At 63.1% G+C, this 25,430-nt stretch carries 22 protein-coding genes and 2 pseudogenes; 22 read left to right on the top strand and 2 right to left on the bottom strand.

Annotation, left to right across the window (positions count from 1 at the left end):
* Nucleotides 1-14 precede the first annotated feature (14 nt).
* Entirely contained in the window at nucleotides 15-743 is a 729-nt protein-coding gene (locus tag CWS35_RS28830) for a LuxR family transcriptional regulator (RefSeq protein WP_168226389.1), read from the top strand.
* Between the two features lie 120 nt (nucleotides 744-863).
* Here the strand turns inward: CWS35_RS28830 and CWS35_RS28825 are convergent, their stop codons facing one another.
* On the bottom strand, nucleotides 864-2,219 hold the full coding sequence (locus tag CWS35_RS28825; RefSeq protein WP_168226388.1) for an amidase: 1,356 nt from the start codon (nucleotides 2,217-2,219) through the stop codon (nucleotides 864-866).
* A 447-nt stretch (nucleotides 2,220-2,666) separates the two neighbouring features.
* Between CWS35_RS28825 and CWS35_RS28820 the strand changes: the two genes are divergently transcribed.
* The 6 genes from CWS35_RS28820 to CWS35_RS28800 all read left to right on the top strand — a co-directional run bounded on the left by CWS35_RS28820 (nucleotide 2,667) and on the right by CWS35_RS28800 (nucleotide 6,350).
* On the top strand, nucleotides 2,667-3,344 hold the full coding sequence (locus CWS35_RS28820; protein ID WP_210202738.1) for an acyl-homoserine-lactone synthase: 678 nt from the start codon (nucleotides 2,667-2,669) through the stop codon (nucleotides 3,342-3,344).
* Nucleotides 3,341-3,880, top strand: coding sequence for an isochorismatase family protein (locus CWS35_RS28815; RefSeq protein ID WP_100954999.1), 540 nt, complete (start codon nucleotides 3,341-3,343; stop codon nucleotides 3,878-3,880). Before CWS35_RS28820 ends, CWS35_RS28815 begins: the two co-directional genes overlap by 4 nt.
* Before the next feature lie 23 nt (nucleotides 3,881-3,903).
* Nucleotides 3,904-4,083, top strand: coding sequence for a hypothetical protein (locus CWS35_RS28810; protein ID WP_100954998.1), 180 nt, complete (start codon nucleotides 3,904-3,906; stop codon nucleotides 4,081-4,083).
* 258 nt (nucleotides 4,084-4,341) lie between these two features.
* Entirely contained in the window at nucleotides 4,342-5,322 is a 981-nt protein-coding gene (locus tag CWS35_RS28805) for an ArdC family protein (protein ID WP_100954997.1), read from the top strand.
* A gap of 254 nt (nucleotides 5,323-5,576) precedes the next feature.
* Nucleotides 5,577-5,720 carry a hypothetical protein gene (locus tag CWS35_RS39165; protein ID WP_157817255.1) on the top strand — a complete coding sequence of 48 codons (144 nt, stop codon included), beginning with the start codon at nucleotides 5,577-5,579 and terminating at the stop codon, nucleotides 5,718-5,720.
* A gap of 48 nt (nucleotides 5,721-5,768) precedes the next feature.
* Nucleotides 5,769-6,350, top strand: coding sequence for a thermonuclease family protein (locus CWS35_RS28800; protein WP_311538675.1), 582 nt, complete (start codon nucleotides 5,769-5,771; stop codon nucleotides 6,348-6,350).
* A gap of 253 nt (nucleotides 6,351-6,603) precedes the next feature.
* Here the strand turns inward: CWS35_RS28800 and CWS35_RS40440 are convergent, their stop codons facing one another.
* Nucleotides 6,604-6,738, bottom strand: coding sequence for a hypothetical protein (locus CWS35_RS40440; RefSeq protein ID WP_256387926.1), 135 nt, complete (start codon nucleotides 6,736-6,738; stop codon nucleotides 6,604-6,606).
* Between the two features lie 275 nt (nucleotides 6,739-7,013).
* On the opposite strand from CWS35_RS40440, the gene CWS35_RS28785 reads away from it, so the two are divergent.
* From CWS35_RS28785 to trbB, 15 genes and pseudogenes are all read left to right on the top strand, one after another.
* Nucleotides 7,014-7,823 (top strand): DUF2285 domain-containing protein, encoded by an 810-nt coding sequence (locus tag CWS35_RS28785; RefSeq protein WP_157817254.1) that lies wholly within the window; start codon nucleotides 7,014-7,016, stop codon nucleotides 7,821-7,823.
* Nucleotides 7,824-7,978: 155 nt separating this feature from the next.
* Nucleotides 7,979-8,197, top strand: a complete 219-nt coding sequence (locus tag CWS35_RS28780; RefSeq protein ID WP_100956747.1) for a helix-turn-helix domain-containing protein — start codon at nucleotides 7,979-7,981, stop codon at nucleotides 8,195-8,197.
* Nucleotides 8,187-8,726 carry a S26 family signal peptidase gene (locus CWS35_RS28775; RefSeq protein WP_100954993.1) on the top strand — a complete coding sequence of 180 codons (540 nt, stop codon included), beginning with the start codon at nucleotides 8,187-8,189 and terminating at the stop codon, nucleotides 8,724-8,726. Before CWS35_RS28780 ends, CWS35_RS28775 begins: the two co-directional genes overlap by 11 nt.
* A gap of 1,231 nt (nucleotides 8,727-9,957) precedes the next feature.
* Nucleotides 9,958-11,118 carry a tyrosine-type recombinase/integrase gene (locus CWS35_RS28770; RefSeq protein ID WP_043854945.1) on the top strand — a complete coding sequence of 387 codons (1,161 nt, stop codon included), beginning with the start codon at nucleotides 9,958-9,960 and terminating at the stop codon, nucleotides 11,116-11,118.
* Nucleotides 11,051-12,931 carry a site-specific integrase gene (locus CWS35_RS28765; RefSeq protein WP_157817097.1) on the top strand — a complete coding sequence of 627 codons (1,881 nt, stop codon included), beginning with the start codon at nucleotides 11,051-11,053 and terminating at the stop codon, nucleotides 12,929-12,931. The genes CWS35_RS28770 and CWS35_RS28765 overlap by 68 nt, the downstream gene beginning before the upstream one ends.
* Before the next feature lie 2 nt (nucleotides 12,932-12,933).
* Nucleotides 12,934-14,820, top strand: coding sequence for an integrase (locus CWS35_RS28760; RefSeq protein ID WP_043854944.1), 1,887 nt, complete (start codon nucleotides 12,934-12,936; stop codon nucleotides 14,818-14,820).
* Entirely contained in the window at nucleotides 14,789-15,265 is a 477-nt protein-coding gene (locus CWS35_RS39160) for a hypothetical protein (RefSeq protein ID WP_063928869.1), read from the top strand. The genes CWS35_RS28760 and CWS35_RS39160 overlap by 32 nt, the downstream gene beginning before the upstream one ends.
* Nucleotides 15,266-15,743: 478 nt before the next feature.
* Nucleotides 15,744-16,040 (top strand): DUF736 domain-containing protein, encoded by a 297-nt coding sequence (locus CWS35_RS28750; protein ID WP_043854942.1) that lies wholly within the window; start codon nucleotides 15,744-15,746, stop codon nucleotides 16,038-16,040.
* 140 nt (nucleotides 16,041-16,180) lie between these two features.
* A pseudogene (locus CWS35_RS28745) lies at nucleotides 16,181-16,456 on the top strand (DUF736 domain-containing protein); the annotation flags it as partial.
* 388 nt (nucleotides 16,457-16,844) lie between these two features.
* Nucleotides 16,845-17,462 (top strand): annotated as a pseudogene (locus tag CWS35_RS28740) (transposase); the annotation flags it as partial.
* Between the two features lie 461 nt (nucleotides 17,463-17,923).
* A complete protein-coding gene (gene rlxS, locus CWS35_RS28730) occupies nucleotides 17,924-20,014 on the top strand; it encodes a relaxase/mobilization nuclease RlxS (protein ID WP_371682879.1) in 2,091 nt (696 codons plus the stop codon).
* A 171-nt stretch (nucleotides 20,015-20,185) separates the two neighbouring features.
* Entirely contained in the window at nucleotides 20,186-21,322 is a 1,137-nt protein-coding gene (locus CWS35_RS28725; protein WP_100954992.1) for a GSU2403 family nucleotidyltransferase fold protein, read from the top strand.
* A 527-nt stretch (nucleotides 21,323-21,849) separates the two neighbouring features.
* Nucleotides 21,850-23,877 (top strand): conjugal transfer protein TraG, encoded by a 2,028-nt coding sequence (locus tag CWS35_RS28720; RefSeq protein WP_100954991.1) that lies wholly within the window; start codon nucleotides 21,850-21,852, stop codon nucleotides 23,875-23,877.
* A gap of 12 nt (nucleotides 23,878-23,889) precedes the next feature.
* A complete protein-coding gene (locus CWS35_RS28715) occupies nucleotides 23,890-24,441 on the top strand; it encodes a CopG family transcriptional regulator (protein WP_100954990.1) in 552 nt (183 codons plus the stop codon).
* Nucleotides 24,434-25,417, top strand: coding sequence for a P-type conjugative transfer ATPase TrbB (gene trbB, locus CWS35_RS28710; RefSeq protein ID WP_168226387.1), 984 nt, complete (start codon nucleotides 24,434-24,436; stop codon nucleotides 25,415-25,417). The genes CWS35_RS28715 and trbB overlap by 8 nt, the downstream gene beginning before the upstream one ends.
* The last annotated feature ends 13 nt before the right edge of the window (nucleotides 25,418-25,430 follow it).

Raw genomic sequence — 25,430 nt, 5'->3', positions numbered from 1 at the left:
AGGGAAGCCGGTTGATGGCAACGATCGAAAGCGCGTTTGAGGAATTTGCGGACGCGATCCATGTCGCCGAAGACAGGCGCGGTTTTGAGCGCGTGGCGCGGCGGGTAGCGGAACGCCTTGGGTTTCGCTGGTTTGCCTATCTCTGCCAGGCAGGCGAGGTCACAACCGTCATATCGTCCTATCCGAAATCCTGGACGCGACGGTACGTCGAGCGCGAATATGCAAGGCTCGATCCGGTGATGCGCCGCGCGGCTGGTGCCCCCACGCTGTTCAGATGGGATGGCGCGTCGCCTCCGGGAGCGACCACGGCAGCGCAGCGCCGTTTCTTCGAGGAGGCGGCGGATTTCGGCGTCAAGTCCGGGATCACCGTGCCGGTCAGGGCAGGGTTCGGTCGAACGGTTGCCTTCACGCTGGCGACCGACTTGCTGGACCAATCGACCCGCGGCCTCGTCGAAGAAGAGCGGGACTTCGTTCAGTTGATAGGACTTTATTTCCATGCACATCTGGCCGCCAAGCTTCGCGCACCTGATCCCGATCGCCGGACGAGAAGCCTGCTGACGCAGCGTCAACTTCAGTGCCTGTCATGGGCAGCGCAGGGCAAGGGCGCGATGGATATCGCTGTTCTCGTCGATATCGCGCCTCGAACCGTCATCGATCATCTCGAGAAGGCGCGGCGCAAGCTCGGTGCGACGACGACGGCTCAGTGCGTTGCCGAAGCATTGCGGCGCGGCCTGTTGTCATGAGTCGGAGAGGCATGCCGGTCGCGGGACCTCGCGACCGGATCTTCTGCGTTGCCGCGCGCGCCGAATTGCCGGGCGGGTGGGGCTGATTGTTCGCCCACAGGCGATCAATGGCAATCCGTCTCAGTCCTGGATGCCGGGGAGCGGCGGCCAACGATCCCGCCACGGCTGCGCCTCCTCATAGGCGGCCGCCGCGCACAGGACTGCCGCATCATCACGCCAGGGGCCGACGATCTGAAGACCGACGGGTAGTCCGTCCTGGGTCCAGCCGGCGGGCACCGAGATCGCCGGGTGACCCGTGAGGTTGAAAAGCGACGTCAGTCCGAGATGCTCAAATACCGTATTGATCGCCACGCCCGCAATCTCGCGGGGATAGCTGATCTCGATCGGAAATGCCGGCGTCGGCGTCGTCGGCGTCACCAGCAGATCGTAGCGCTGAAACAGTCCCTGCACGCGCAGGTAAGCCGATGTCTGGACCAGTTCGGCCTTGGTGAGGTCGGTCGCCGTCTGGTTTCGTGAGAGCTCCGCCCGCCACACGACTTCCGGGTCGAAATCGTCCGCGTGATCGGGAAGATATGGATCGACATAGGCTGCCCGGCGGCTGGCGTTGATCAGGCCGTAAGCCTCGACGGTGTCACCGAAGTCGGTGGTGTCGAACTCGATCCTGCAGCCCAGCTCGGCGAATGCGGCGAGGGCTTCCTCGCAGACCCCGGTGACCGCCGGATCGACCGGTACGCAGCCGATATCGCGCAGGTAACCGATACGCCGGCCTTCGAGCGGCCGCCTCGCGGCTACAGCTGCGCCGAACCCGCGCGCGCCGTCGCAAAGCGCACGCGGATCACGATCGTCGGGGCCGGCCATGACGTCCAGCATCAGCGCCGCGTCGGCCACGGTTCGCGTGATCGGGCCGTGGCACCACATGACCGCGTGCCAGAGCAGATTGTCCGGGTAGATCGGAATGCGTCCGTTGGACGGCTTCAGGCCAACCACGCCACAAAGCGCAGCTGGGCAACGGATCGATCCGGCATGGTCGCTTCCCTCGGCCAGCGGGATCATGCCGGCCGCAACGGCCGCCGCGGCGCCGCCACTCGATCCGCCCGGTGTAAGCGCGGGCGACCAGGGATTGCGTGTCGCGCCGAAGACTTTGTTGTCGGTCGTACATTTGGCGCCGAATTCAGGCAGATTGGTCTTGCCGATCAGCACGCCGCCTGCGGCGCGGAGCCGCTCGGCGACGAGCGAATCCTCGGTCGGAACGTGCTGCGCAAACAGCTTCGATCCAAACGTCGTACGGATGCCTTTTGTCAGAGTGGCATCCTTCAGCGCATAGGGAACGCCGTGCAGGGCGCCCAGCTCTTGCCCACGCATGACCGCCTGCTCCGCCTGGCGGGCTTGCCGTCGGGCATCGTCCTCGATCAAGGTGACAAATGCATTGAGCCCGGGATTTAGCCGGTTGATCCGCGCCAGCACGGCATCGGTCACCTCGACCGGCGACACTTGTTTCGATCGAACGGCCGCCGCCAATTCAGTTGCAGGCATTGTGCACAATGTATCGCTGGCATCACCACCGGTTGCTGCTCGATCGTCCACTCTTGTCATCTGCTAACTCCGTTCTCAACTGTCGCGGCTGAGCATCGGCCCGAGCGCCTGCTCATCGCTTGAGCCTAGCGTTCTGCGCGCGCCGCGAATTCGTCGATGCCGACAATCCGTATGCAAGACCTGACAAAGTGCGGCGCCGGCATCCGGCGACCGCAAGGGCCGAGGAGTATCCGGTCATCGATCTGGAATGCTTCCAGGCCGAGACATGTTGGCCGACGCTTGATGATGTTGGATCAATTCATCTACAAGTTGAGTCCACCTGTAAGAATCGCCAGTCGCTCCCGTCGTATCAATTTGATTTCGTGACGGGCATTCGTTCGGGAGGTTCTCATGCGTGTTGTCGCCGTCTCAGGTCATCATGTCGCCCGCCATCTTGAGCTGCTTCGCCAAATGTACAGTTTGCGATATCGCGTCTTCAGGGATCGGCTCAATTGGGACGTCTCGGCTTCAGGCAAGCTTGAACTCGATCTCTTCGACACGCTCGGCCCGAACTACCTGATCGCCGTCGACGGGGACCAGGTCGTCGGGTGCGTGAGATTGCTGCCGACGACCGGGCCAACGATGCTCGCAGAGACATTCCCTGTCCTGCTGGGTGATCGCGAGGCGCCGCGAAGCGAGAAGATACTGGAGAGCTCGCGCTTCTGCGTCGACACCCGGAGCGGCGGTGCGCGTGGATCAAGTGGCGTCGGCCGCGCCACTTTCATGCTGTTCGCGGCCATGATCGAATATCTGGACGCCGCAGGCGCCGATGCCATCGTGACCGTAACCGATATTCGCATGGAACGCATTCTGCGCCGCGCCGGGTGGCCGCTCGACCGCATCTCACCGCCGCAACCGATCGGCGAAACCATGGCGCTGGCCGGCTTTCTCCACAAGGCGAATGGAGCGCTGCTCGCCATGTATGAGCGTGCCGGCGTTGAGGGGCCTGTTCTCTCCGAGCCGGCCTCGCCGCGTGATCTGGGGACCATCACGCTCTCGTTCCACGATCGGTCTCATGGGCTGTCATGATGCTGGCGAACCCACGTCGCAGCCGCGTCATTCTGATCAATCCCGGGCGGGCCGAGCTTGGCTCGGTGCCAGATCCCGTTGCGAGGAGATGGCGGGAAAGCCTCGGGTTGGTTCCGGCAATCGGCGAGATCTTCGGTGTCGAAATCCATGCCGTCGGCGATCCGCATTCCCGGTGGCTGACGGACAGGATCGCCGACGCGATGTCCTTCCTCGCGGTTGATCCGATCGCCTTGTGGCGCCAGGACTGGTGGGCGGCGGAAGCCGAAGCGGCGGCGATCGAGCTCGTGTTTCTGGGCGGGGCCTGGCTCGACGAGGACGTCCTGACCGCCGCTCTCACAGCAGCGGGGCAGGGGTATGACGTTCGGCTGATGGCGGACCTCGCGGTTGCGCGGAACGAGGAGGATCGTCAGCTGGTGATCACTCGCCTTGCCCTGCATGGGATCGAGACCACGACGCTCCGGCAAACGATGCTGGAATGGGCTTCGAATCTCGACGGTCCCGCCATGATCCAAAGGGTTCAAGAGCTGCTGTCCTGATCGCGCGTCGAGCACTGTCCGTCGTGGACCAGACGGCCGGGCGCTCGATCGCACGCGTAGATCGCGGCCCGCCGCTGTTTTCTGGTGTGGTCCCGCGCTCGAACAAGCTTGTGCTTCTCGCCATTCGCCGGGACGGCCGTGTCAACGCTGCGATGGCCGGCATCGTTGCGCATGCCGTCAACGCGACGCACTTCCGTTTGTGAGCCGGCCTTGATGGCCGGCCCTCGTTTCTGAGGCCCCCGGAGGCGGGTGGACGGCGCTCCCGTCTAGCCCCGAACCGGCAGGCCGCAACCGCGCCTCACGCATCTCCAGGCGCGCTCCCTGATCCTGGCGCGGTCCTCCGCCTTCGCTTCGGCCGTTCCGGTGCGCCCTGCCTCGAGCGTTCGGGGCTGTTCGGTCGCTCATCGCCGCCCACCCCACCACCGGGGACCTGTGCGGGGAAGTGAACAAAGGACAGCAACATGCCAAGCAGACAAGGCAGGAGTGCGGAGCAGCCGCGCGCAACGCTTTATGAAGAAGTCACGGCCCGGATCATCTGCGAGCTCGAGCACGGCATCGTGCCGTGGGTGCAGCCGTGGGGCAACGCCAAGGCACAATCTGGTGTCGGGCTGCCATGCAATGCGGCCACGCGCCGGTCCTATTCCGGGATCAATATCCTGATCCTGTGGGGCAGGCTGTTCGATGCGGGTTATCCGTCGCAGCAATGGCTTACCTTCCGGCAGGCCATCAGCCTCGGCGGGACGGTCCGAAGAGGCGAGCATGGCGTCGTCATTTGCTACGCTGACAAATTCGTCCCGAGGGAGCGGCGGACGCCATCGCCGGATGACCCGCCATCGCCGCCCAGCGAAGACGGCGGACCCCAGACGGTCGCTTTCCTGCGGCGCTATACCGTGTTCAACGTCGCACAGTGCGATGGCCTGCCTGACCATTGTCATGCCGCGCCCTCGCCCTTGCCGGAACGCGAGATCGTGCCGGAGGCCGAGGCGCTTGTCCGCGTGACGCTTGCCGACATCCGCCACGGCGGGGCCGAGGCCTATTATGAATGCGACCAGGATTGTATTCAGCTGCCGCCGCAGCCGGCGTTCTTCGACCAGATCAACTATTACCGCACCCTGTTCCACGAGCTCGGGCACTGGACGGGACATGACAGCCGGCTGCGCCGTGATCAGACCGGTAGGTTCGGCTCCAGGCCCTACGCGAGCGAGGAACTGGTTGCCGAGATGACGGCGGCGTTCGTCTGCGCGACGCTTTCGATCCTCCCGACGGTTCGGCACGCCGACTATATCGGCAACTGGATCGACGTCCTGCGCGCGGACAACCGCGCGATCTTCCGTGCCGCAAGCAGGGCCTCACGGGCCGCTGATTTCCTGCTGGCGTTTCGTGAGGCAGCTCGCGCCGGCTCACTTGCGTCCCTCGATTCGCCGGAGACGCACCACGGCTGAAGCTGGGCGAGCACCACGCAGCGGGGCGGCAACGCCTCTGCTCCTCCGCCCCGCGCGGATGGCGCCGCCAGGCGGTCTCAGGCGGCCAACCTCGCCGATTCGGTCGGCGTGGCCCGTGACCCGACCGCTTGTCTGGCGTCTCCGAGTCGTGAATCAAACCCTAACGGAGCCGAAAATAAGCTTGCGGCACGGGCACGGCGACTCAGCCTATGAATTCGGCTCGCGCCACGAAAGGAACTGGACGGAGCTGCCCGATGTCAAACGCATTCAGCTTCCTTGTTGACAGCGGTGCCAGGGTGAAGCGGTGCGTGGCACACTTCGTGGTCGGAGGGGCGACGCTGACCGCGACGCTCGTGATGCTGGCGCGCGTTGTTTCCTCGCTGACGGTCGGGGGGTGACCTGTCGCGGGAGCGGACATGTGTAGCCCGGCCGTATCGAGAAATCGCATGGGCGCTATGGCTGCAGCACGGTTGATCCGGATGTCGAAACCTGTGCGGGTTGCAAGCTTTACGTTCGTTTCGCTCGTGATCGCCGCGATGCCGGCCGATCGGGCGCGTGCCGGTGACGTTGCCGGGCAAGCGAGCGTGATCGATGGCGACACCCTCGAAATCCTTGGAACGCGTGTGCGCCTCTACGGGATCGACGCGCCGGAGCACGACCAGCTCTGCAGGGACCAGCACGGCGCCCATTATCGTTGCGGGCAGGTCGCCGCAAACGCGCTGGCAGCCTTCATCGGCAGGCAGACCGTGGCCTGTGTTGAGGTCGATCGCGACCGGTACGGACGCGTGGTCGCGGTCTGCAGCGCCGGCAAGGTCGATCTTGCTGATTGGCTGGTGCGCGGCGGGTTTGCGGTCGACTGGCCGCGCTACAGCAAGGGTGACTATGCTGCGGCCGAAGCCGAGGCGCGAGGCGCGCAAAGCGGCCTATGGAGCGGGCGATTTGTCGAGCCGTGGCGCTACCGTCAGTGTACTGGCGGCGGTGGCCGCCCCAATGTCTGTTCCGGCGAAGGCGCGAACGAGCAGCGATAGCAAGCAGCCGTCAGGGCCAGATCCGTTGGAGGCGACCCGCGGCCCCAGCGAGACGGATCGGGTCGCCGGCGCAAAAAAAACCGGACCCATGTGCATCAATCCAGTGGCTGCTTGAGCCGTGTGCACATGGGGCCGGTCTGATCGTCGCCGCGGTGCCGGACCAGCACCTTGCGATGAGTCCGACCTCGTCATCGCCTTGATCGGCGCGACTGCCGAAGCCGCGGCGGCCTGGGCGCGCGGGAGAACCGCGCGCTTATTTCTTCATCTTCTTGGTCTTCTTGGTGACCTTCTTGGTCGCTTTCGCGGTCTTCTTCGCCTTCTTCGCTTTCTTGGCCATGTTGCTCTCGTGGTTGGGTTGGCTCGACGAATATGCGAACGCCGCCGTCAATCTGCGCGCGCACCATCAAGCTAATTTAGAACTAGCAAGATTGATACCATGTTCGGTTAACGCGTTGCCATGAGCGGATTGTCAGGCATGCGTGCGTGCCATTGATGGTTTGCGGATTCGCGGTCGCCGCGCGCGCCGTCTGCGATGCGCATGCTGATTTGGCGATCAAGTGCCGATCCGTCGAGCCTGCGTGACGCTGGCGCAGCCGTCCTGTTGCCCCAATCCGGCGGAACGATCATAAGTGCAACCTCAAGGCGTAGTGGATCTTTTTGAACATGCCGCATCACGGACGGGAACGGCGCGACAGCGGCGAATGGACTTTTGAGGAGGCCCGCTTCGACGCGGCCGATTGGGCTTGGGAGTTTCTTCGGCGCAACGCCAACTATGCGGCCGACTGGCGACGCTCTGTCCCACGGCAACTTCCGTGCCTGACACTGACCGACGGCACACGCCTGTTGCGGCTGCCGCGGCGGTTCCCGCACGCCGAAAAATGGGGCCTGCTGGCTTTCGCGGACCCTGCGCTTGCCGCGCGCCAGGAGCCGGTGTTCTGGCATGCGTGCGCGTTGAGAAGAGTGGTGCGGTTGAGAGCATTACCGCCGCACCAAAGCGACAGGGAGGGCGTGCAGGCGCTGGCGGACTTCAAGGTCGAGCGTCACGCGGTGATCGGTGCGGACGGCGTGCCGCTTGTGTTGATGAAGGGCAGCGGTGTGCATGTTGCGGTCGAACTCCATGATCTTTCGGTTCTGACCCGTCGGTTCCGGCCGGTGTTCGAACTCGAACGGCTATCGGAGCTCGCGGCGCAGACCGAACTGCTGAAGCGCCTGCAGCGGTTCATGGCAAGCGGGAGCAGCCCGTCCGCAACCGCCTCGCTCGGCGGCGACGAGCGGCTCCGCCAGGCGCTGCTCGCGCTCGACGAAAGCCTGAGCGGCAAGACCTATCGGCAGATCGCGACCACGATTTTTGGTGCGAAGATGGTCGCCGACGAATGGCAGGGACCGAGCCAGTTCCTGAAGGACCGGACACGCCGGCTGGTCGCCAAGGGCATCGAGCTGATGAACGGTGGATATCGCGATCTTCTGGGCTGAGCGGGAGGCGCTGCCTCTCGCTGGACGAGACCTGCCTGCACGGGGTGGCAAACCACGCCGGTTCATCTTCGCCACTCGGATTTCCGTGCGATCTGACGACGCTGCTCCTCGCATCCCGTGTCTTGCGGGCTCTGTGAGAAGGAGTGCCGGACAACATGACGAAAATGGAAGACAAGCAGCCCGACAAGCCGTTCCTGAATACGGCTGAGGCGGCCGCCTGGCTCAGGCTCACCAAGAACACGCTGGAGAAAATGCGCGTGCAAGGACGTGGGCCCGCTTACCGAAAGCACGGCCGCTACGTCCGCTATCACATCGAGGACCTCATGGAATTCTCGCAGGCCAGCAAGCGGAGGTCGACGTCCGATGCGGATTGATCCACACCGTCCCTTCAGAAACGGCACAATCCTCGCAACCATATGCGGCGGTATCGTCACGCTGTTGGTCGCCTTTGCCGATCGGGCGCCTCTCCTGATCTACAATGCCTCCGGCAGCGCGCCGCTCGGCTTCTATTATCTTGAGCGGCGGCTGCCGTTGAGGGGAGAGCTTGCGGTGCTGCGGCCGCCGCCTTCGATCGAGCTCGTGATCGTCGCGCATGAGATCCTGCCGCCCAAAGTGCCGCTGCTCAAGCAGGTGGCCGCGCTCGCGGGCGAGGAGGTCTGCCGCTCAAGGCAACCGGCGGATGCGGTGTCGATCGGTGGCAAGGTCGTTGCCGGAGTGCAGGAGAAAGATCATGCAGGCCGGCCGCTGCCGTCCTGGGAGGGCTGCATGCGGCTCGTGGACGGGGAGTATTTTCTGCTTCAGCCGCATCCGCTCTCGTTCGATTCCAGGTATTTCGGGCCGGTTCTACGTTGTGACATTCTCGGCGTCGCTCGCCCGCTCTGGACGTGGACGTCGGATAGCTGAGTGGCGGGTGGTGGCTGGCGCGTGCCCGGGGAAAGAGGTGAATTCCTTTCCGGTTTCCCTTGGCTTGAGTACGATTGGTTGTCGGTCAATCCTGTTCATTGACACGTCATCGCCGGTTTCGCGGCATGGGGTAGCAAAGTCGCGTTTCCACGACAGGCTAGGCGCCAAGCCGGAGCATTGCCTGAACCGTGACCTGCACGCGCCGCGGCCAGTTTAACAATTGTTGCCGCGGCCGAGCAGGGCGCGGCCAACGCAAGTCCTTCTCCACTCAGGGAACTGACCCGTCAGGCTCACGCCGATCGCCGCAGCCAGCGCGGCTGCCTTGCGCATGCCTTTGCAAGTCGGTCGATCAGTGCCGGACGCTCCGATCGCGTCGTGATTGCGCGCATCGCGAGCGATGCGGGCGGATGACTTGGGCGGCGCGACGGTCTCGTCGTGCTGAACGCAACTGGCGATTCAGTGCCTGCCGGGAGCGCTCCCGGCTTGCGATTGAGGCGCAGGCATGGGCATTCTGCTCGGTCGATGCCGCCGTATCCTGTGCTGTGCCGGGGCTGGAAGCCACGATCATCGTCGTCAGTTCGCTCATGGGCTCGCGACCAACGCACCCTCGAATGGGCTGATCAGGCCCGAGGGACGGCAAGAGCCTCGATCGCTTTCCCGCAACGGCTCACGCCTGCTTTTTTCCCCTGCCGCCAAGCGCGGCATTCCTCGCGGGAAGACAAAAAAGCAGGCTTTCGCCGTCCTCCGCTGGCGCTTCGGGCCTTGCGGCTGCGGGCCGATCGCTCCCCGGGCCAAGGACAGCCATCGAGGCTGCGATGGGCGCGGCCCGAGCAACAGAGGAAGATTACCATGGCTACCATCGGCACCTTCACCACCTCCGACAACGGCTTAGGTCATGTGCTGAGAAGTGTCCTTTAGCGGCATTGCCTGAGAGCCTGGCACGCAGACGTCCGAGTCAAGCGTTCCCGCAGCGTAGCGAGGACAACGCTTGACGCGGCGGCGACACGACAAGCTATTTGAAGGGGTGCAGGCGAAGTCCTGCACCTCTGCCACGTGGCGAACGGGAGAGCGCGAGGGGAACCCCTCGCATCTCAAGGAAGACTCGCGCCGAAGGCGCTCCGTGTATCTTTTATTCGCGTGCTGTCATCTGTCAGTTTCATCGACACGGTAAGCACTTGGGCGATGTCGATGTCCTCTTGCACCTCCGGGTGCTTCGTCACCGGAGAGCAGGATGGTTTCGATTGTACGGGCAGTGCCCGGTGTTGAAGGGATTCCGGCAGGCTTCCCCATCTTGCTCGACGCGCAGATGTCGATTGTCGAACCTGCCTTCGGCTACCTGATCGAACTCGCCACCATTCCCGGCCGCTCGCATGCGATGGAGACGCTGAGGACGTATAGCGAGCACCTGCATGACTGGTTCGACAGCCTGGAGCAGAGCGAGCTGGACTGGCGCCTCGCCGATGAGGGAACGATCGCCGGCTACCGGAATCGGATGCTGGCAACGCCGAGCCCTCATACCGGGCGACCTTATGCCCGGTCCACCGTGAACGATCGTATCCGGACGGTCTGCCGCTTTTATACATGGGCGCATCGACGCGGTCTGATCGAAGCATTGCCCTTCGACTACGTTGAGGTGTCGCTCCGCTCAGTGCGTCGTCAGGGCATGCTGGCGCATTTGCATCATCGGCCTGCGACCGTGATGGCGAACACTCTGACGGTTTCGGAGGTTGAACGTCTGCCGCGACCGCTGCGCGTCGATCAACTCCAATCGCTTTTTCAGCATCTTTCGTCGCCCTATGACCTGATCGCCGAATGGGCTTTGGCCACGGGCATGCGCCGCAAGGAACTATGCGGCTTGCAGCTCCATCAGGTGCCGGATGTTGCTCACGTGGACATCGACGTGGACCCACTCGTCGGAATGCCGCTGACCGTGACCAAGGGCGACCGGCCGCGCACCGTCTATCCGCCGCTGCGGCTGATCGACCGAACCCACTGGTATGCAGGAGAACAGCGTGCGGCGCTGGTGAAGCTCCGACGCAGAACCCGCCCCGGTTATCGGCCGTCATCAGCGCTGTTCCTCAACAGCAACGGCGATCCCGTGTCGAGAGCGAGGTTCTCCGCTGCGTTCAGCACGGCCTTTCAGGCGGCAGGGCTGACAGGATCGGGCCATTGGTTGCGCCATACATTTGCGATGACCATGCTCGTGCGCCTGCAGAAGCAGGCGGCGACAACACCAGATCTCAATCCGCTGAAGATTGTGCAGGTCCTGCTCGGACACGCCTCGATTCAGTCAACGGCAATCTATCTGCGCTGCGTCGAACTTCATGCCGACACGCTCGCCGAGAGCCTGGCCTATCTTTACGGCGAGTTGGTGCCTCATGGCCGCGCGTAAAAGGAAGTCGATCAATCGGCGCATCACGGTTGCGGCGCCGGACAATGCGGCAACTGACCTCATCACCGATAAGGTCATATTCACCGATGCCGGAGGTCGGCCAATCCAACGGTTCGACCCCGAGCAGCTTTCCGGCCTGCCTGCCGACCTGCGCGGGCTCATGGTCCAGGCTTTCCGAGAGCATGGCGTCGGCCAAAGGCCCACGACCCGCCGAACGACCTGGGCAGCGATCCTCCGCTTTGCCCGCTACGTTGTCGACGATGAGACGATTAAGACGGCGGCTGATGTCGATACCGCCGCGCTCGGCCGCTACGTGCTCTGGCTCAAGGCGCAGTCGACCTCCCGCGCGCCGCGCGGTGCGCATGCCACGGCCTTCAATACATTTCGGCCGCTCCTCGCATGGTGCCAGCGCAATCGACCTGGAACGCTCGCACGCGATCTTGAGATTCCCTGGAATCCCTTTCCCGGCAGGCGAATGCATCAGCAACCGCGCCGGCGGCTGCCGTCCGATCAGATCAAGGCGATCCTCAGCGCCTGCTACGAGGAGATCGACGAGGTCTGGGCCCGGTTTCAACATGGGCAGGATGTCATCCGGCGCACCGAGCTTCCGCCCAAGATACTGCGCGGTCAGGGGCTCGATCGATGGATTTGGCGGATCAGCCGCATCGAGGACGGTCGCATGCCCGACAGGGCTGTTCTCGAAGAACACGGGATCAAGTCCGCCACGCTCGTCAAGTCTTGGGGCGGCTATCGCACCATCACGCAGTATTTTCACATCACTACCGATACGCTCGTTCCGTTCTTTCTGGCGATCGCCATCCAGACCGCCGCCAATCCCGATCCGCTGCGTCATATCCGTCGCGACTGTCTCATCCCGCATCCGCTCGACGAGCATCGCGTGATCATCGACTGGAACAAGGCCAAGACCAATGCGCGTCTCCAGAAGGCGCAGCGCCGCTCGTTCGATCGGCGTCGACGATACGCCGCGCCGAACCTGATCGCGATGATGCTGGCCCTGACTGAACCGCTTGTTGCAGATGCTTCGCCCATGCAGCAGGATCGGCTATTTCTGACGCGCAGCATCTATACCGAGTCCACCCGCCATTCGCTTCGTAGCCGCACGGAGGTGGTCGAGCATTCCGTCCTCAGGCGCGCTATCCTCCGATTCACGAAGCGCGCCAACCATCGCATCGATGAGTGGAACGCGGCACATCCCGACAGCACGCGTTCCCGGATCGCCGGCTTTGCGCCCGCTTTGTTTCGCGGCACTGTCGCAACCGAACACTATCGCGCCTCCGGCGGCGATATTCTCGTGGCCCAATCGATCCTCAATCACGCCAACGCCGCGACGACCGAGACGTATCTCAAGAGCGAGGAGACGACACGCTTACAGCGCCAGACGATCGCTCGCTTGCAAGACCTGATGATCGCATGGGTGCGCGGGGACAAGCCTATAGGCGCGCCGTTGCGGCTTGGCCAACGTCGTGGCACCGCTTCCTTCGCCCATGATTGTCTCGCGCCGGTCATTCCTGGTCGAGATGGCGCCGAGCGCCTGTGCCCGCATTTTGGCGGATGCCTTGCGTGTCCCGGTCTCGTGATCCCGATCGACCCTGAACATCTGGCGCGTATCCTCGCCGCCATCGATCGGTTCGAACAAGCCCGCAACCGGCTCGACCCCCAACGGTGGAATCTCCTCTACGCGCCGTCGTGGCGGATTCTCACCCAGGACATCCTTCCGGATTTCCCGGCTGCGATGCATGAGGCCGCGCGTGCGCTTGCCAACGACATGCCCGCCCTGCCGGAGCTGGAGTAATCATGCTGCTCCAAGCTGATCCCACGCATGACGTTGATCCGCCGCAGAAGGTTTCGGCAGAGTCGCTATGGTCGGACCCGCAATGGCATCTCGATGGCCTGCGATCCGACCTGCGGAGATCGCAGCTCCAGATCGATTGGGATTTCGAACTGCCAGACGGCAGCCGCTTCACAGACCCATGTTGGGGCCGCTGGCTGGAAGATGCGCGCATCTTTTTGTGGTCGCTTCGCCTCGATCCGCCGCCAGGCAGGCGGCACGCCCGCGCGAGAACCCTTGTTGCCGCGGCCGTCAAGCTCCGCATCCTGATCCGATGGATGGCTGGCCAAGCAATGCGCAGCTTCGGCGACCTCGATCGCGATGCCGCCGCCCGGTTCATGCACGACATTGCCGGGCGACGAAGACACAATGGCGCGCTGATCAGACCTGGGACCCGTCACGACTACGCCAACCTTTTGCTCGCCCTCTACCAGCAACGGCGCAAGCTCGCATGCCCACCACCAGAGCACCCGTTCGACGAAGACCGCGTAGGCGCTCATTCCGGATTCAGCCGCCATACCGTGCAGCGCCTGCCATTCACGCCCGATGCCATCGCCGTGCCGCTCGTCTCGGCCGCGATCCGACTCATCGGACAGCCGGCCGATGACGTGATCGCACTACGCGACCAGGCCGTGCCGTTTCGCATGGATGATCAAAGTCGCTCCTTCTTCGTTCACCGGCAGGCCGTCCGGGCACTCGTGTCTTCATTTCGGTTTTCCACGATCGAGGGCGAGAACGTGCCCTGGCATCCGCCGTTGACGCGAACGAGGCACCTGCGCGGGCTGATCAATCGCATCCAGGAAGCTTGCTTCGTCACCATTGCCTATCTGGTCGGCGCAAGAGCCTCGGAGATTCTGACGCTCAATGCTCACTGCGTCGAGGAGCATCCGTCCGCAGATAAGACGGAAGCCTTTGCTTATCTCCGCGGCCGGATATTCAAGACCGCCGGCAACGATGCCGGCGTGCCGCACCTCTGGCCAGCGCCGCCGCCCGTTCTGCGTGCCGTCGACGTCTTGCGCCGTCTCTCAGAACCCTTGCGCGCTCAGAGCGGCCGGTTGGACCTGTGGCTCTCCATCGCCGGGAACGGCATCATCGATCGCCGCGTGCCGGAGGTCCCAACGGGCAGTTCTCTCGTTATCCGTCTGAACGAGAGATTTGCGGCTTTCATCGACATGCCGCTCAACGACGATGGAACGCCTTGGCGTCTGACCACGCACCAAGGCCGTAAGACCTTTGCCCGCTTCGTCGGCAAGCGCGACCGCACCGGCCTTCATGCCTTGCAGCATCATTTCGGGCATGTGACCCGCATTATGACCGACAGCGCCTATGTCGGAACAGATTTTGATCTCGGCGAACTCGTCGATGCGCAAACACTCGACGAGACGCGATCTGCGCTCGAGGAGTTGCTCACCGCGTCGCGTCTTGGCGGCAAGGCGGGGCGCATGCTGTCGTCGCGGTCGCGCTTCCGCGGCCGGACCCGCGACGGCGAACTCGCCGGCTATGTCGATTTCCTCATCGAGGAGAGCGGCATGCGGCTCGGCGTCTGCGACTGGGGGTATTGTGTCTATCGCGTCGAGTCCGCCGCTTGCATGGGGGACGAACGCGGTCCGAACCCGCTGTGGCGCACCGAGAGCACCTGCATGAGCTGCGCTAACTTCGCAGTCACTGAGCGGCACCGCCCGGTCTGGCAAGCGCGCCTTGATCGCAACATCGCTTTGGTCGCCGACGATCGACTCGATGCATCGAGCATCGCTCTCGCCAGAACGCGCATTGCCGAGTGCGAGCGTGTCCTTTCCGATCTTTCCGCTACAGGAGGAGCCCATGCCGAAGATGACGGCCGCAAACCCACTTGATCGGCGCGTGCAAGCGACAGCCGAGAAGCTGCGCGCTGCCCTCGACCGCCTGGCCCGCAGCTCCGTGGGGTCTCCGATGATCGAACGGCAATTGACCGTCGCAGCTCTCGCGAGGGAGGCGCGCGTTGGACGTAATGCCATCTACGCCAATCACCGCGATATCCTCGACGAGCTGATCCGCGTCCGTCAGCAGCGGCGGGCTCCTGATCGGATCGCCGCCGTCGCCGAGAAGGCCGCCGAACAACGCATCGCCGTCGATATTATGCAGGGTCAGCTTCGCCAGCTCGCGACCGAGAATGCCGGACTCCTGCGGCGCGCGACCGAAGCGGAACGCCGTGCCGACAGGGCCGAGCACCGCATCGCGCAGTTAACGAAGGAGCTTGATCACCGTCGTCGCCCCCAGTTGCTACGATCGTCGGTCGGTGAGCACGGAGAGGGTCGATGATGATGTCGTTTCCCGCCCAGCCTTCTTGCCGCACGATGCACCGATAGCTCGTTGCCGGACGAAGCTGGATCATGTCGTCCTCGCAGCTTCTCGGATGACGAGGGTGGCCAATGCGCAGGAAGTGTCTCGATAGTCCGTCAGACCGTGGTCGTTGGTGTTTCTATGCCGTAAGCCAGAGTCTCTCCTTCGCAGGGCTGTCCAGAAGTGCGTCCATTGCGGCCTTTCTTGCTGGCGTATCTCACACCGCGTTCGGCTGCTGCGCAGCCCGCCCTCGTTCCCGCAACAGCGCGATGACGACCTTCTTCCCCGCCGTGCTCGGCTAACGCCTCCGCGCGGCTTCCTCGCGAGGCAAGAAGCTCGTCCCTGCGCCGCCTTCCACTGCGTTTCAGCCCTTCGGGTGCGGGCCGGTCGCCCGGTGTTTTCCGATCGCCATCAAGGCCGCGATGGTCGCGACCTGATACAGCAAAGGAGAAGACCTATGGCTCAGATCGGTACGTTCACCCGCAACGAAGACGGTTCGTTCGCCGGAGTCATCAAGACCCTCAACCTCAGCGTCAAGGCTCGCCTGGTCGTCGCCGAGAAGGACAGCGAGAAGTCGCCCGACCTCCGCGCGCTCGTCGGCAACATCGAGATCGGGGCTGCCTGGAAGAAGGTCGCCAAGGAGACGGGCCGGGAGTATCACTCCCTCAAGCTCGACGATCCGAGCTTCCCCGCTCCGATCTACGCAAGCCTCGTGGAGAACGAAGACGGCTTCGCTCTCATCTGGTCGCGCTGAAGCGCTCAACCATCGACGCGGCGCTCCATCACGGGGCGCCGCGATCGCGCTAAAGGACATCTCGGAAGTGTCCTCCAGCAAATAACGAAGCAAACACCGATGCTTCGTTTCAGAAGGACAGTTGACGGCTGACCTAAAACGGCTACACCGGCTCGATCAAGACCCTGACCCTGAACATCAAGGCCAAGTTCACGGCCTCCGAAAAGGACAACGACAAGGCTCCCGACTACCGCATCTTCGCAGGCTCAACCGAGTTCGGCGCCGCATGGAAGAAGACCGTCCGCGACAGCGACCGCGAATATCTCTCGGTCAAGCTCGACGATCCGAGCTTCCCGGCTCCGATCTACGCCTCGCTGGTCAAGGTCGAGGGCGAGGAGGGTTTCACCCTGATCTGGTCGCGCCGCAACGGCGACTGATCCCGACAGATTATCAGCCCCGCCTCCTCGGAGGCGGGGCCTCCTGTGTTTACGGCGCCGCTCTGGAGGAGCCTGGAGGTTTGCTTTTCCTTGAGGACACAGGCTTGCCACGGGCCAAAGGCGGCCAGCCGCAGCTTGCTCTTGTGAGGCGTTCTGCATTGATCCGAGGAGATTCTAGCGTGGCGTCAGGCGCCGATCGTCGGGCCGCTGAACGGGTCGTATCGGCCGTTGTCCCGACCGGCCGCACGTGAGAAGCGTTGGTTTTGGGCCAGCGTGATGGCTTCTCTGCTTGATGAAATCCAATTCGTCGTGCGATCTGCTTCTGAGACGCTGCCGCAATTTGAGCAAGGCAGAAACCGCCAGAGCCAATGACGAAGCAGAGTGGGTTGTAGGGCGGGGCGGTTTTGCCCCAGCGGTGCGTGACGCGGTGGCCCAAGACGCACTGGTCAGCGAGCTGATCGACGCCATGCTCAATGCACCGGCGGCGCTGTGGAAAGAGTATTGCCGGCTGCACAATCTGGTGGTGAAGCTGGTCGCCGGCCACGCGCTGTGCCGGCGCTTCACGCAGAGTCCCGGCGTCGGTCCGATCGCGGCGCTGAGCTTCATGACCGCGATTGACGATCCTTCCCGGTTTAGGCGCTCGCGCGACGTCGCGGCGTATTTTAGCTTGACCTCGCGGCGCTGGCAGTCCGGCGCCTCGATCGACATCCAGGGCCGGATCAGCAAGGCCGGCGATGGCGATGTGCGCCGCGCGCTGTACGAGGCGGCGAGCGCGCTTCTGACCCGCTACAAGAAGAAGGACAAGGTCAAAAGCTGGGGCCTGGCGCTCGCCAAACGCTCTTCGCGCCGCAAGGCAACCGTGGCGGTGGCGCGCAAGCTCGCCGTGATCATGCACGCGATGTGGGTCGATGGCACGTTCTATTGCGGCGATCCCGATGCTGCAAAAGCGGACGTCAGCGCCCGCGCCGCCGTCAAGCAACGCAGGCTGCTCGCGCCGCTGGCGTGAGGCGGCGAGCGCCGAGTTTGGAGATCGATTGAGGGGATGAACGCGATGGTTTGAAGACGGAGCTCCGCGATCAGCGGATGAGACCTGGTGCAGATCCACGACGACGGAACGCACGTTATCTTGCTTGTGGCCACGCCCTTTGCGAGGCGCCTGGACCACGCTGAAGTGCCTGTGATGTGGCTCCGTCACACCGATGGAAAGATGCGCCGCGACGGCGTCCGCGCTGCCTTGCTGCAGCGAAACCTGGCCGTCGCTGAGCGCGCAAGAGTGCACGGCGCACCCGGACTCTCGCTCGTTGTGACGCTGCGGCGTGTCGATGCAAAGGTCTTGTCACAGCAGAGGGAGGAAGCGACAATGGGTGAGACAGAGCAGATGAGACGACCGATTAAGAGTGCAAGATAAAAGCACTGTCGTCATGGGATGGCTAAGCGGTTGTCTGCACATCCAAGATTTAGCGCCGCCTGGCCCTCGCTGTCGCCACGCTCGATCCAACGCAATGGCCTTTCTGCGCAGTTGGGTCTGCGTCTTGGCGGACACTCCTCGGCTTCACATATCGTGGGCTCATTCGAACGCCGGATGCAGGCCATGCGCGAAATCGACGACGAATTCGATGTGAAGCTCGGACGGATCGGCAATCGCAAAGCCGGGAGGGTGACCGGCTATCTTCGGCGCATTCGGCAAGAAGCGGCCAAGGCCGGCGCCAGCGTGCGGGCAGGTTCGCCGTTTACCGGCAGCCGCATCGGCCGCGGCCGGGCGCAAGGTGCGGTGTTGGCCGCGCGCGGACGAAGCCGGGGGAACGCCGCGTCGTAATCAAGGCCCGGATCGTGCGGATCAAGTCAGGTGACCTAGGTGCCGTGCGAGCTCACTTGCGATACGTCCAGCGCGATGGCGTTACACGCGAGGGCGAGTCAGGGGAGCTTTATGACGCCAGCAATGATCGCGCCGATGGCAAGAGCTTTACCGAACTCAGCACCGGCGATCGCCATCAGTTCCGGTTTATCGTTGCGCCGGAGGACAGCGCGGAACTGGCGGACCTGAAGCCGTTCGTCCGCGATCTCATGCGGCAGATGGAGCAGGATCTCGGCACCAGGCTCGACTGGGTTGCTGCCGATCATTTCAACACTGGCCATCCCCACACCCACATCGTCTTGCGCGGCAGGGATGGCGAAGGAAACGACCTCGTCATCGCGCGTGAATATATCGCTCATGGCTTTCGGTCCCGGGCATCAGAGCTCATCACGCGGGAGCTCGGCCCTGAAACGGAGATCGAGCTCGCGCGCAAGCTTTCGCTGGAGATTACGGCCGAGCGGCTGACGCGGCTCGACCGGAGCATTCTGCGAGATGCTCCGGGCGGTGTTCTGGAATTGGGCGCGTTGTCTGGACGGGAGCCCGCCTGGCAAACGGCGCGGATCGGGCGGCTGCGAACCTTGGAGCGCATGGGCTTGGCCGAGGAGAGCGAGCTTGGCCGGTGGCAGATCAACCTCGAGCTGGAGCCCAGGCTCAGACGGATGGGCGAACGAGGCGACATCATCAAGACCATGCACCGTGAGATGGCGGCGGCAGGAATTTCTCGGGCGGCAGGCGACTACATGATCTTCGATCCAGAACGAGGTGATCGTCGCCTGGTCGGGCGGGTCGTTGGCGAGGGGTTTGCGGACGAACTAACGGAGCGTCGCTATGTCGTGATCGACGGGGTGGACGGACGGACGCACTATGCCGAGATTGGTGCCGTCGGTCCCAATGAAGAGCCGCCTGTCCGGAGCACGATTTTGGAGCTCAGGTCGCGCGCTGCTGAACCGCGCGCGATCGATTGGACGATCGCTGGGATCGCCGCCAGCCATGACGGCACATATGGCGAGCGTCTGCATCGGGAATTCGACCCGCAAGCGTCGGACGAATTTGTCGGAACCCACGTTCGCCGTCTGGAGGCGATGCGGCGCGAAGGGATGGTAAGCCGTCTTGCCGATGGCAGTTGGAGCGTGGGGCGCGATTATCTGGACCGGGCGCTTCGATACGAGAAACTCCAGCAATCGCGCAATCCGGTGCGGACCGCGGTGCTTTCATGGCAAAGGCTTGAAGATTTGCCGCAGGCACTAGGCGCAACCTGGCTTGATCGCAAGCTCGTTGGGAAGGAGCGCGACGTGCTCGCGTCAACCGGCTTTGGCGCCGAAGTCGACACCGCGTTGCGAGCAAGGCGGCAGTGGCTGATCGAGCAGGGGCTGGCGCGAGAGGAAGGTGGTCAGATGCGCTTTGCGCGAAACATGCTCGAGACGCTCAAGGCGCGCGAGCTGGTGCGGACCGCCGCTGACATATCCGCGCGCTTCGGCCTTGCACATGTCGATGCCAAGGCCGGCGACAAGATCGATGGCGTCTACCGGCGCATGCTGACGCTGAACAGCGGACGGTTCGCCATGATCGAGCGATCCCACGAGTTCGTACTGGTGCCTTGGCGGCCGGTGCTGGAGCGCGCGCGCGGGCAATTGGTCGCCGGTCAGTTCGGTGGGGAGGGCATATCCTGGTCGGTTAGCATCAAGCGCGGGATTGGCCGGTAAAGGCGAGAAAGATTGCGGAAACTGGCCAGTTCCCGACTTAGTCATTTGTGAAACCGCTTAATCATTGAAATTATTAATAGTTATACTATTTTTGTGAGAATAGTATAACTCGCTTGCTTCTGGGTTGGAGGTTATACTACTTTCGCGAAAATAGTATAACGGAGTTCCCGTATGCCCGCCAGCCAAGGCCTCGATATCACCTACCAGACCCTTTACTCGGAACTCGTCCAGCGAAGCCTAGACGATAGCTTTAGCTCGGACTTTTCCTCGAACGGTCGGTTCGTGGCGGTCGAAGTGAAGGGCAAAAAATACTGGTACTTTGACACGCCAAAGCCTGAGGGAAGTGGCCAGAACCGCCGCTATGTCGGGCCAGTGGAAGACCCCGAAATCACCAAGAGGGTCGAAGCATTCAAGGATCTGAAAGCCGATCTCAAAGGCCGCCGCCGCCTCGTTTCGACACTGACCCGCGAGGCCTATCTGCCTCGTCCTCTGCCGATGGCCGGCCAAGTGGTGGACGGGCTGTCGAAGGCGGGCTTCTTCCGCATGAGAGGCGTGCTCGTCGGCACCGTTGCCTATCAGTGCTACTCCGCCGTCCTCGGACGACGCCTTAACGCGGTCGCCATGCAGACTGGTGACGCCGACTTCGCTCAATTTCACGAAATCTCGGTAGCGATCAACGACTCCATGCCGCCCATCCTGGAGGTGCTGCGACAAGTCGATACGACCTTTCGCGAAATCCCGAGCCAGGCCGATGGCAGGGCTTCCACCCAATTCGTATCGAGGGGCAATTTCAAGGTGGAGTTCCTGACGCCGAATGTGTGGTCCGACGACCAGGCCGGCAAGCCAGTTCCGATGCCAGCGCTTGGCGGCGCCTCGGCGTTTCCACTCCGCTTCCTCGACTATCTGATCTACGAACCTATCCGCGCGGTACTGCTGCACGGTGCCGGCGTGCCTGTGCTCATTCCATCTCCCGAGCGGTATGCCATTCACAAGCTCATCGTTGGATCACGACGGCAACAAGACCGAGATGGGACGGCCAAGAGCACAAAGGATCGGCTTCAGGCAAGATCCATCATTGAAGCACTCGTCGAGAACCGGCAGCACGCCGACCTGGCTTCTGCGTTTATGGAAGCTTGGGATCGTGGCGATCAGTGGAAAGCCGCAATTCGGACAAGCGTCGCGACCTACGATGATGAATTCCTGAAGCTGCTAAAAAAAGCACTCGCAAAGGGTGTCAGCGAACTCGGCTCCGACCCCGGCAAGTACGATCTTGAAGAGAAGTCCTCGATCGAGGGCAACCAAACGTGATTTGCTGGGGGCAAGCCAGCCGGTTTTACGCTTCCGGCGTCGGTACCGTTTGACCAGCACCAGCAGCAGCACGATGCTCCCGGAGCCGTTCAGCGTGATGCCGCTCTTGCCGTCGACGTATCAGTTTTGCGGACAAAGACATCATCATCAAACGCGAGCGGTTCCGTCTCTCGGATGAAGATCTGCGTCCTCGAATTGTTCGGCAATCTCGCGACCAATTAGAGAAAGCGTCGTCCTACGGAATCGGTCGAGCCTCACAGTCTACGGTTTTGCGCAAAGAACATGTTGGTGTCGAAGTCCGATTGCCGCGTGAGCGAGTGGCAGCAAGACGAAATTTGCGCCAGGCCTTCACACTCTGTTGAGCTGTTCGACAACGCTACTCTGAGCTTGACCTTCGAACCTCGCGACAGACCGAGCTGGATCACACTCGCGCTTCCTGAAAGTACGCATTTTTATTTCGATTGAAGGCGCGCGGCTTTCATCGTTTTCATCTCGCCGCCGGCGTAACGCGGGCGACGGGGCGGTGAATGTTTCCAGCAAGAATCTATGTGGGTCAGGTCGCCGTCGTGTTCGGCATCGTCGTCGTGTCGACGTGGGGCGCAACACAATGGACCGCTGCAGCTCTCGGGTATCAGCAGCGTCTCGGCGAACCCTGGTTCTTGATTGTCGGCTACCGCGTGTATCTGCCTTGGCGACTGTTCGAATGGTGGTTTGCCTACGAGGCATACGCGCCCGAGATATTCGAGGAGGGCGGAGCCATCGCCGCCGCCGGCGGCATTGCGGGCGCGCTATTTGCTATCGTCAATTCGGTGTGGCGCGCGCGTCAAAGCCAGTTGGTGACGACTTATGGTTCGGCACGGTGGGCTACGGCGAAGGAAATCAAGACGGCCGGCCTGTTCGCGTCCAAGGGCGTTTTTCTCGGGCGTCTCGATAACAACTATCTGCGCCACGATGGACCCGAGCACGTCATGTGCTTTGCGCCGACCCGGTCGGGCAAGGGCGTGGGATTGGTGCTCCCGACCTTGCTGTCGTGGACGTCGTCGGCGGTGGTGCACGACATCAAGGGCGAAAACTGGCAATTGACCTCCGGTTGGCGTTCGACGTTCTCGCATTGCCTCTTGTTCAATCCGACGGACTCGCGAAGCGCCCGCTACAATCCATTGCTTGAGGTGCGCAAAGGAGCGGCCGAAGTCCGCGACGTCCAGAACATCGCCGACATCCTGGTCGACCCCGAAGGGGCACTCGAACGCCGGACCCATTGGGAGAAGACCAGCCATTCGCTGCTGGTCGGCGTCATTCTCCACGTCCTTTATGCGGAAGAGAAGAAGACGCTTACCCGCGTCACCGAGATCTTGGCCGACCCCGCGCAGTCCTTTGAGAAGACGCTCAGGATCATGCTGGCGACCAATCACCTTGGCACCGAAGCGGAGCCGAAGGTGCACCCCGTCGTCGCCGCGACCGCACGAGAGCTACTCAACAAGTCCGAAAACGAACGCTCAGGTGTCCTTTCGACCGCTGTGAGCTTTCTGGGACTTTATCGCGATCCCATCGTCAGCCGAAACACGGAAAGCTGCGATTGGCGCATCGCGGACCTCGTGAGTGCCGACAAGCCGGTCACGCTCTATCTCGTTGTTCCGCCGTCGGACATCAGCCGGACCAAGCCGCTGATCAGGCTGATCCTCAACCAGATCGGCCGCCGTCTGACCGAGACGCTGAACACCACGGCAGGCGACCGCACCCACCGCCAGCTCCTGATGATGCTGGATGAGTTTCCCGCACTTGGCCGGCTCGACTTCTTCGAAAGCGCGCTCGCGTTCATGGCCGGTTATGGCATCCGCGCCTATCTGATCGCGCAATCGCTCAACCAGATCGCCAAGGCCTACGGCGAGAACAACGCGATCCTGGACAATTGTCACGTCCGCATTGCCTTCGCCGCCAATGACGAGCGCACTGCCAAGCGGATCTCGGACGCCCTCGGTACTGCAACCGAACTACGCGCACAGCGCAACTATGCCGGTCATCGGCTGGCTCCCTGGCTTGGCCATGTCATGGTCAGCCGTCAGGAGACCGCTCGTCCTTTGCTGACGCCAGGCGAAGTGATGCAGTTACCGCCCTACCAAGCCATCGTGCTGGTGTCGGGCCTTGCACCGGTCCGGGCGATCAAGCTGCGGCACTATGAGGACGCAAACTTCGTCAATCGTCTGCGCAAGCCACCAGTCTTGGCGGATGACGCGTATGCTGACCGGCCGCCGGTCCGCACTGACGATTGGCGCGGCCAACTGCGCACCACCGACCTCCGCCTCGCAACCTTGCCATATCGCGAGCTCATGCAGAGCGTCGGCGAGGAAGGCGGCCTCAAGCAGCAATTGGCGTTGTTCGACGAAGCCGTACCGGCTGTGAGCGAGCCCAGCCCCTTCGAGGAGCGATTGCTCGACGACGAGACCGACGTCACAGCCGACCGCAGCCAGATGCACCAGGCAGCAGGCGCATCCAGCTCCGTACGCCGAGCCCACGCCGTCACCCGCGACGACGACGACCTTCTTCCCTCGTTCTGAAGGGCATTCCCGATGAAACCGAAACTATCCGCCTATGTCACGGACAGCGTGGCCCAGCGTCTTGAGCTCGCGGCGAAACGTCCGGGATCCAGCAAATCAGCCATCGTCGATGCCGCGCTCGATCGCTTTCTCAACCCTGAGCGGGACACGAGCGGCGATGCGGCATTGCTCCGGAGGCTCGACCGGATAAGCAGACAACTGGAACGAACCGACCGTGATCTTGGTGTCCTGGCGGAATCGATTGCGCTCTTCATCCGCTACTACCTGACGATCACCCCGCCGCTGCCCTCGTCAGACCAGGACGCGGCGCGTGCGCTCGGACGCGAGCGGTTTGAGATGTTTGTCGCGCAGGTCGGCAAACGGGTGGCATCGGGCGGCCGGCTGGTTGCCGACGTCATGGACCGCGTCAGCGCCGCGAAGCCGGATCTCTTCATGCGCAACCTCGAGGAGGGCGCCCCTCTCGGCGATGTTCAGCCCAGCGATGCTGGATCCCGCGCGCAGAGCGCGACGGGTGAGCCGCCGGGGCATTCTCCGGCAGGGCGAGAGGAGGTCGGCAATGTCTGATCTCCTCTCGCCAGAAACTCGGGAGCGCCGTCGGGGCATGCTGCGGACCGCGATGGGTCCCGCGATCGCGATAGCCCTGGAGGAGCCGGATGTCGTCGAGGTCATGGTCAATCCCGATGGGAAGCTGTGGCTGGACCGGCATGGAACGGGACGCACCGATACCGGCGTCATTCTGACCCCACAGGAATCGGAACGGATCATTCGATTGGTTGCGAGCCATGTTCGGGCGGAGGCGAGTGGTTCATCTCCGATCATCTCAGCGGAAGTTCCAGAAACCGGCGAACGCTTTGAGGGGATCTTGCCGCCGGTCACGCTGGCGCCATGCTTCTCTATCCGCAAGCCGGCCACCACCACGTTTCGCCTGTCCGATTACGTCAGGGCGCAGATTGCTTCGCCCCTGATGGCGAAGGTGCTGACCACCGCGATCACCGAGGCTCGCAGCATTCTGATCGCCGGTGGCACCGGCTCGGGCAAAACGACTCTCGCCAATGCGCTGCTCGCGGAGATCGCTGGCCTCGAGGAGAGGATCGTTATCATCGAGGACACCCGCGAGCTGCGCTGCGACGCCAAGGATGCCGTGACGCTGCGAACCAAGCCGGGGGTCGCAAGCCTCGCCGATCTGGTGCGTTCAACATTGCGCTTGCGCCCGGATCGCATCATCGTCGGCGAAGTCAGGGGTGCCGAAGCTCTCGATATGCTCAAGGCCTGGAATACAGGCCACCCCGGGGGAATTGCCACGGTCCATGCCAACTCGGCACGAGCCGCGCTGTACCGGATCGAGCAACTCATTCAGGAAGCGGTCGCAACCGTGCCGCGCCGGCTCATCGCTGAGGCTATCGACCTGATCGTCTTCATCAAGGGGCGGGGGCCGGCACGGCGCATCGAAGCCGTCGCCGAGCTCAAGGGCCTCGATCCGTCAGGCGACTACCTGCTTGAGACCCCGGCCGGACTTCCAATCACCTCCCATCGCCCCTGACTTGACGGAGACT

The organism is Bradyrhizobium sp. SK17, from assembly GCF_002831585.1.
GTDB lineage: Bacteria > Pseudomonadota > Alphaproteobacteria > Rhizobiales > Xanthobacteraceae > Bradyrhizobium.
This window is presented reverse-complemented; position numbering and strand designations above follow the sequence as displayed.

What these genes read in the sequence shown, in the direction of transcription:
- CWS35_RS28830 (WP_168226389.1), top strand. Translation starts at nt 15, where the DNA reads ATGGCAACGATCGAAAGCGCGTTTGAGGAATTTGCGGACGCGATCCAT.
- CWS35_RS28820 (WP_210202738.1), top strand. Translation starts at nt 2,667, where the DNA reads ATGCGTGTTGTCGCCGTCTCAGGTCATCATGTCGCCCGCCATCTTGAG.
- CWS35_RS28815 (WP_100954999.1), top strand. Translation starts at nt 3,341, where the DNA reads ATGATGCTGGCGAACCCACGTCGCAGCCGCGTCATTCTGATCAATCCC.
- CWS35_RS28805 (WP_100954997.1), top strand. Translation starts at nt 4,342, where the DNA reads ATGCCAAGCAGACAAGGCAGGAGTGCGGAGCAGCCGCGCGCAACGCTT.
- CWS35_RS39165 (WP_157817255.1), top strand. Translation starts at nt 5,577, where the DNA reads ATGTCAAACGCATTCAGCTTCCTTGTTGACAGCGGTGCCAGGGTGAAG.
- CWS35_RS28800 (WP_311538675.1), top strand. Translation starts at nt 5,769, where the DNA reads ATGGGCGCTATGGCTGCAGCACGGTTGATCCGGATGTCGAAACCTGTG.
- CWS35_RS28785 (WP_157817254.1), top strand. Translation starts at nt 7,014, where the DNA reads ATGCCGCATCACGGACGGGAACGGCGCGACAGCGGCGAATGGACTTTT.
- CWS35_RS28780 (WP_100956747.1), top strand. Translation starts at nt 7,979, where the DNA reads ATGACGAAAATGGAAGACAAGCAGCCCGACAAGCCGTTCCTGAATACG.
- CWS35_RS28775 (WP_100954993.1), top strand. Translation starts at nt 8,187, where the DNA reads ATGCGGATTGATCCACACCGTCCCTTCAGAAACGGCACAATCCTCGCA.
- CWS35_RS28770 (WP_043854945.1), top strand. Translation starts at nt 9,958, where the DNA reads ATGGTTTCGATTGTACGGGCAGTGCCCGGTGTTGAAGGGATTCCGGCA.
- CWS35_RS28765 (WP_157817097.1), top strand. Translation starts at nt 11,051, where the DNA reads ATGCCGACACGCTCGCCGAGAGCCTGGCCTATCTTTACGGCGAGTTGG.
- CWS35_RS28760 (WP_043854944.1), top strand. Translation starts at nt 12,934, where the DNA reads ATGCTGCTCCAAGCTGATCCCACGCATGACGTTGATCCGCCGCAGAAG.
- CWS35_RS39160 (WP_063928869.1), top strand. Translation starts at nt 14,789, where the DNA reads ATGCCGAAGATGACGGCCGCAAACCCACTTGATCGGCGCGTGCAAGCG.
- CWS35_RS28750 (WP_043854942.1), top strand. Translation starts at nt 15,744, where the DNA reads ATGGCTCAGATCGGTACGTTCACCCGCAACGAAGACGGTTCGTTCGCC.
- CWS35_RS28725 (WP_100954992.1), top strand. Translation starts at nt 20,186, where the DNA reads ATGCCCGCCAGCCAAGGCCTCGATATCACCTACCAGACCCTTTACTCG.
- CWS35_RS28720 (WP_100954991.1), top strand. Translation starts at nt 21,850, where the DNA reads ATGTTTCCAGCAAGAATCTATGTGGGTCAGGTCGCCGTCGTGTTCGGC.
- CWS35_RS28715 (WP_100954990.1), top strand. Translation starts at nt 23,890, where the DNA reads ATGAAACCGAAACTATCCGCCTATGTCACGGACAGCGTGGCCCAGCGT.
- trbB (WP_168226387.1), top strand. Translation starts at nt 24,434, where the DNA reads ATGTCTGATCTCCTCTCGCCAGAAACTCGGGAGCGCCGTCGGGGCATG.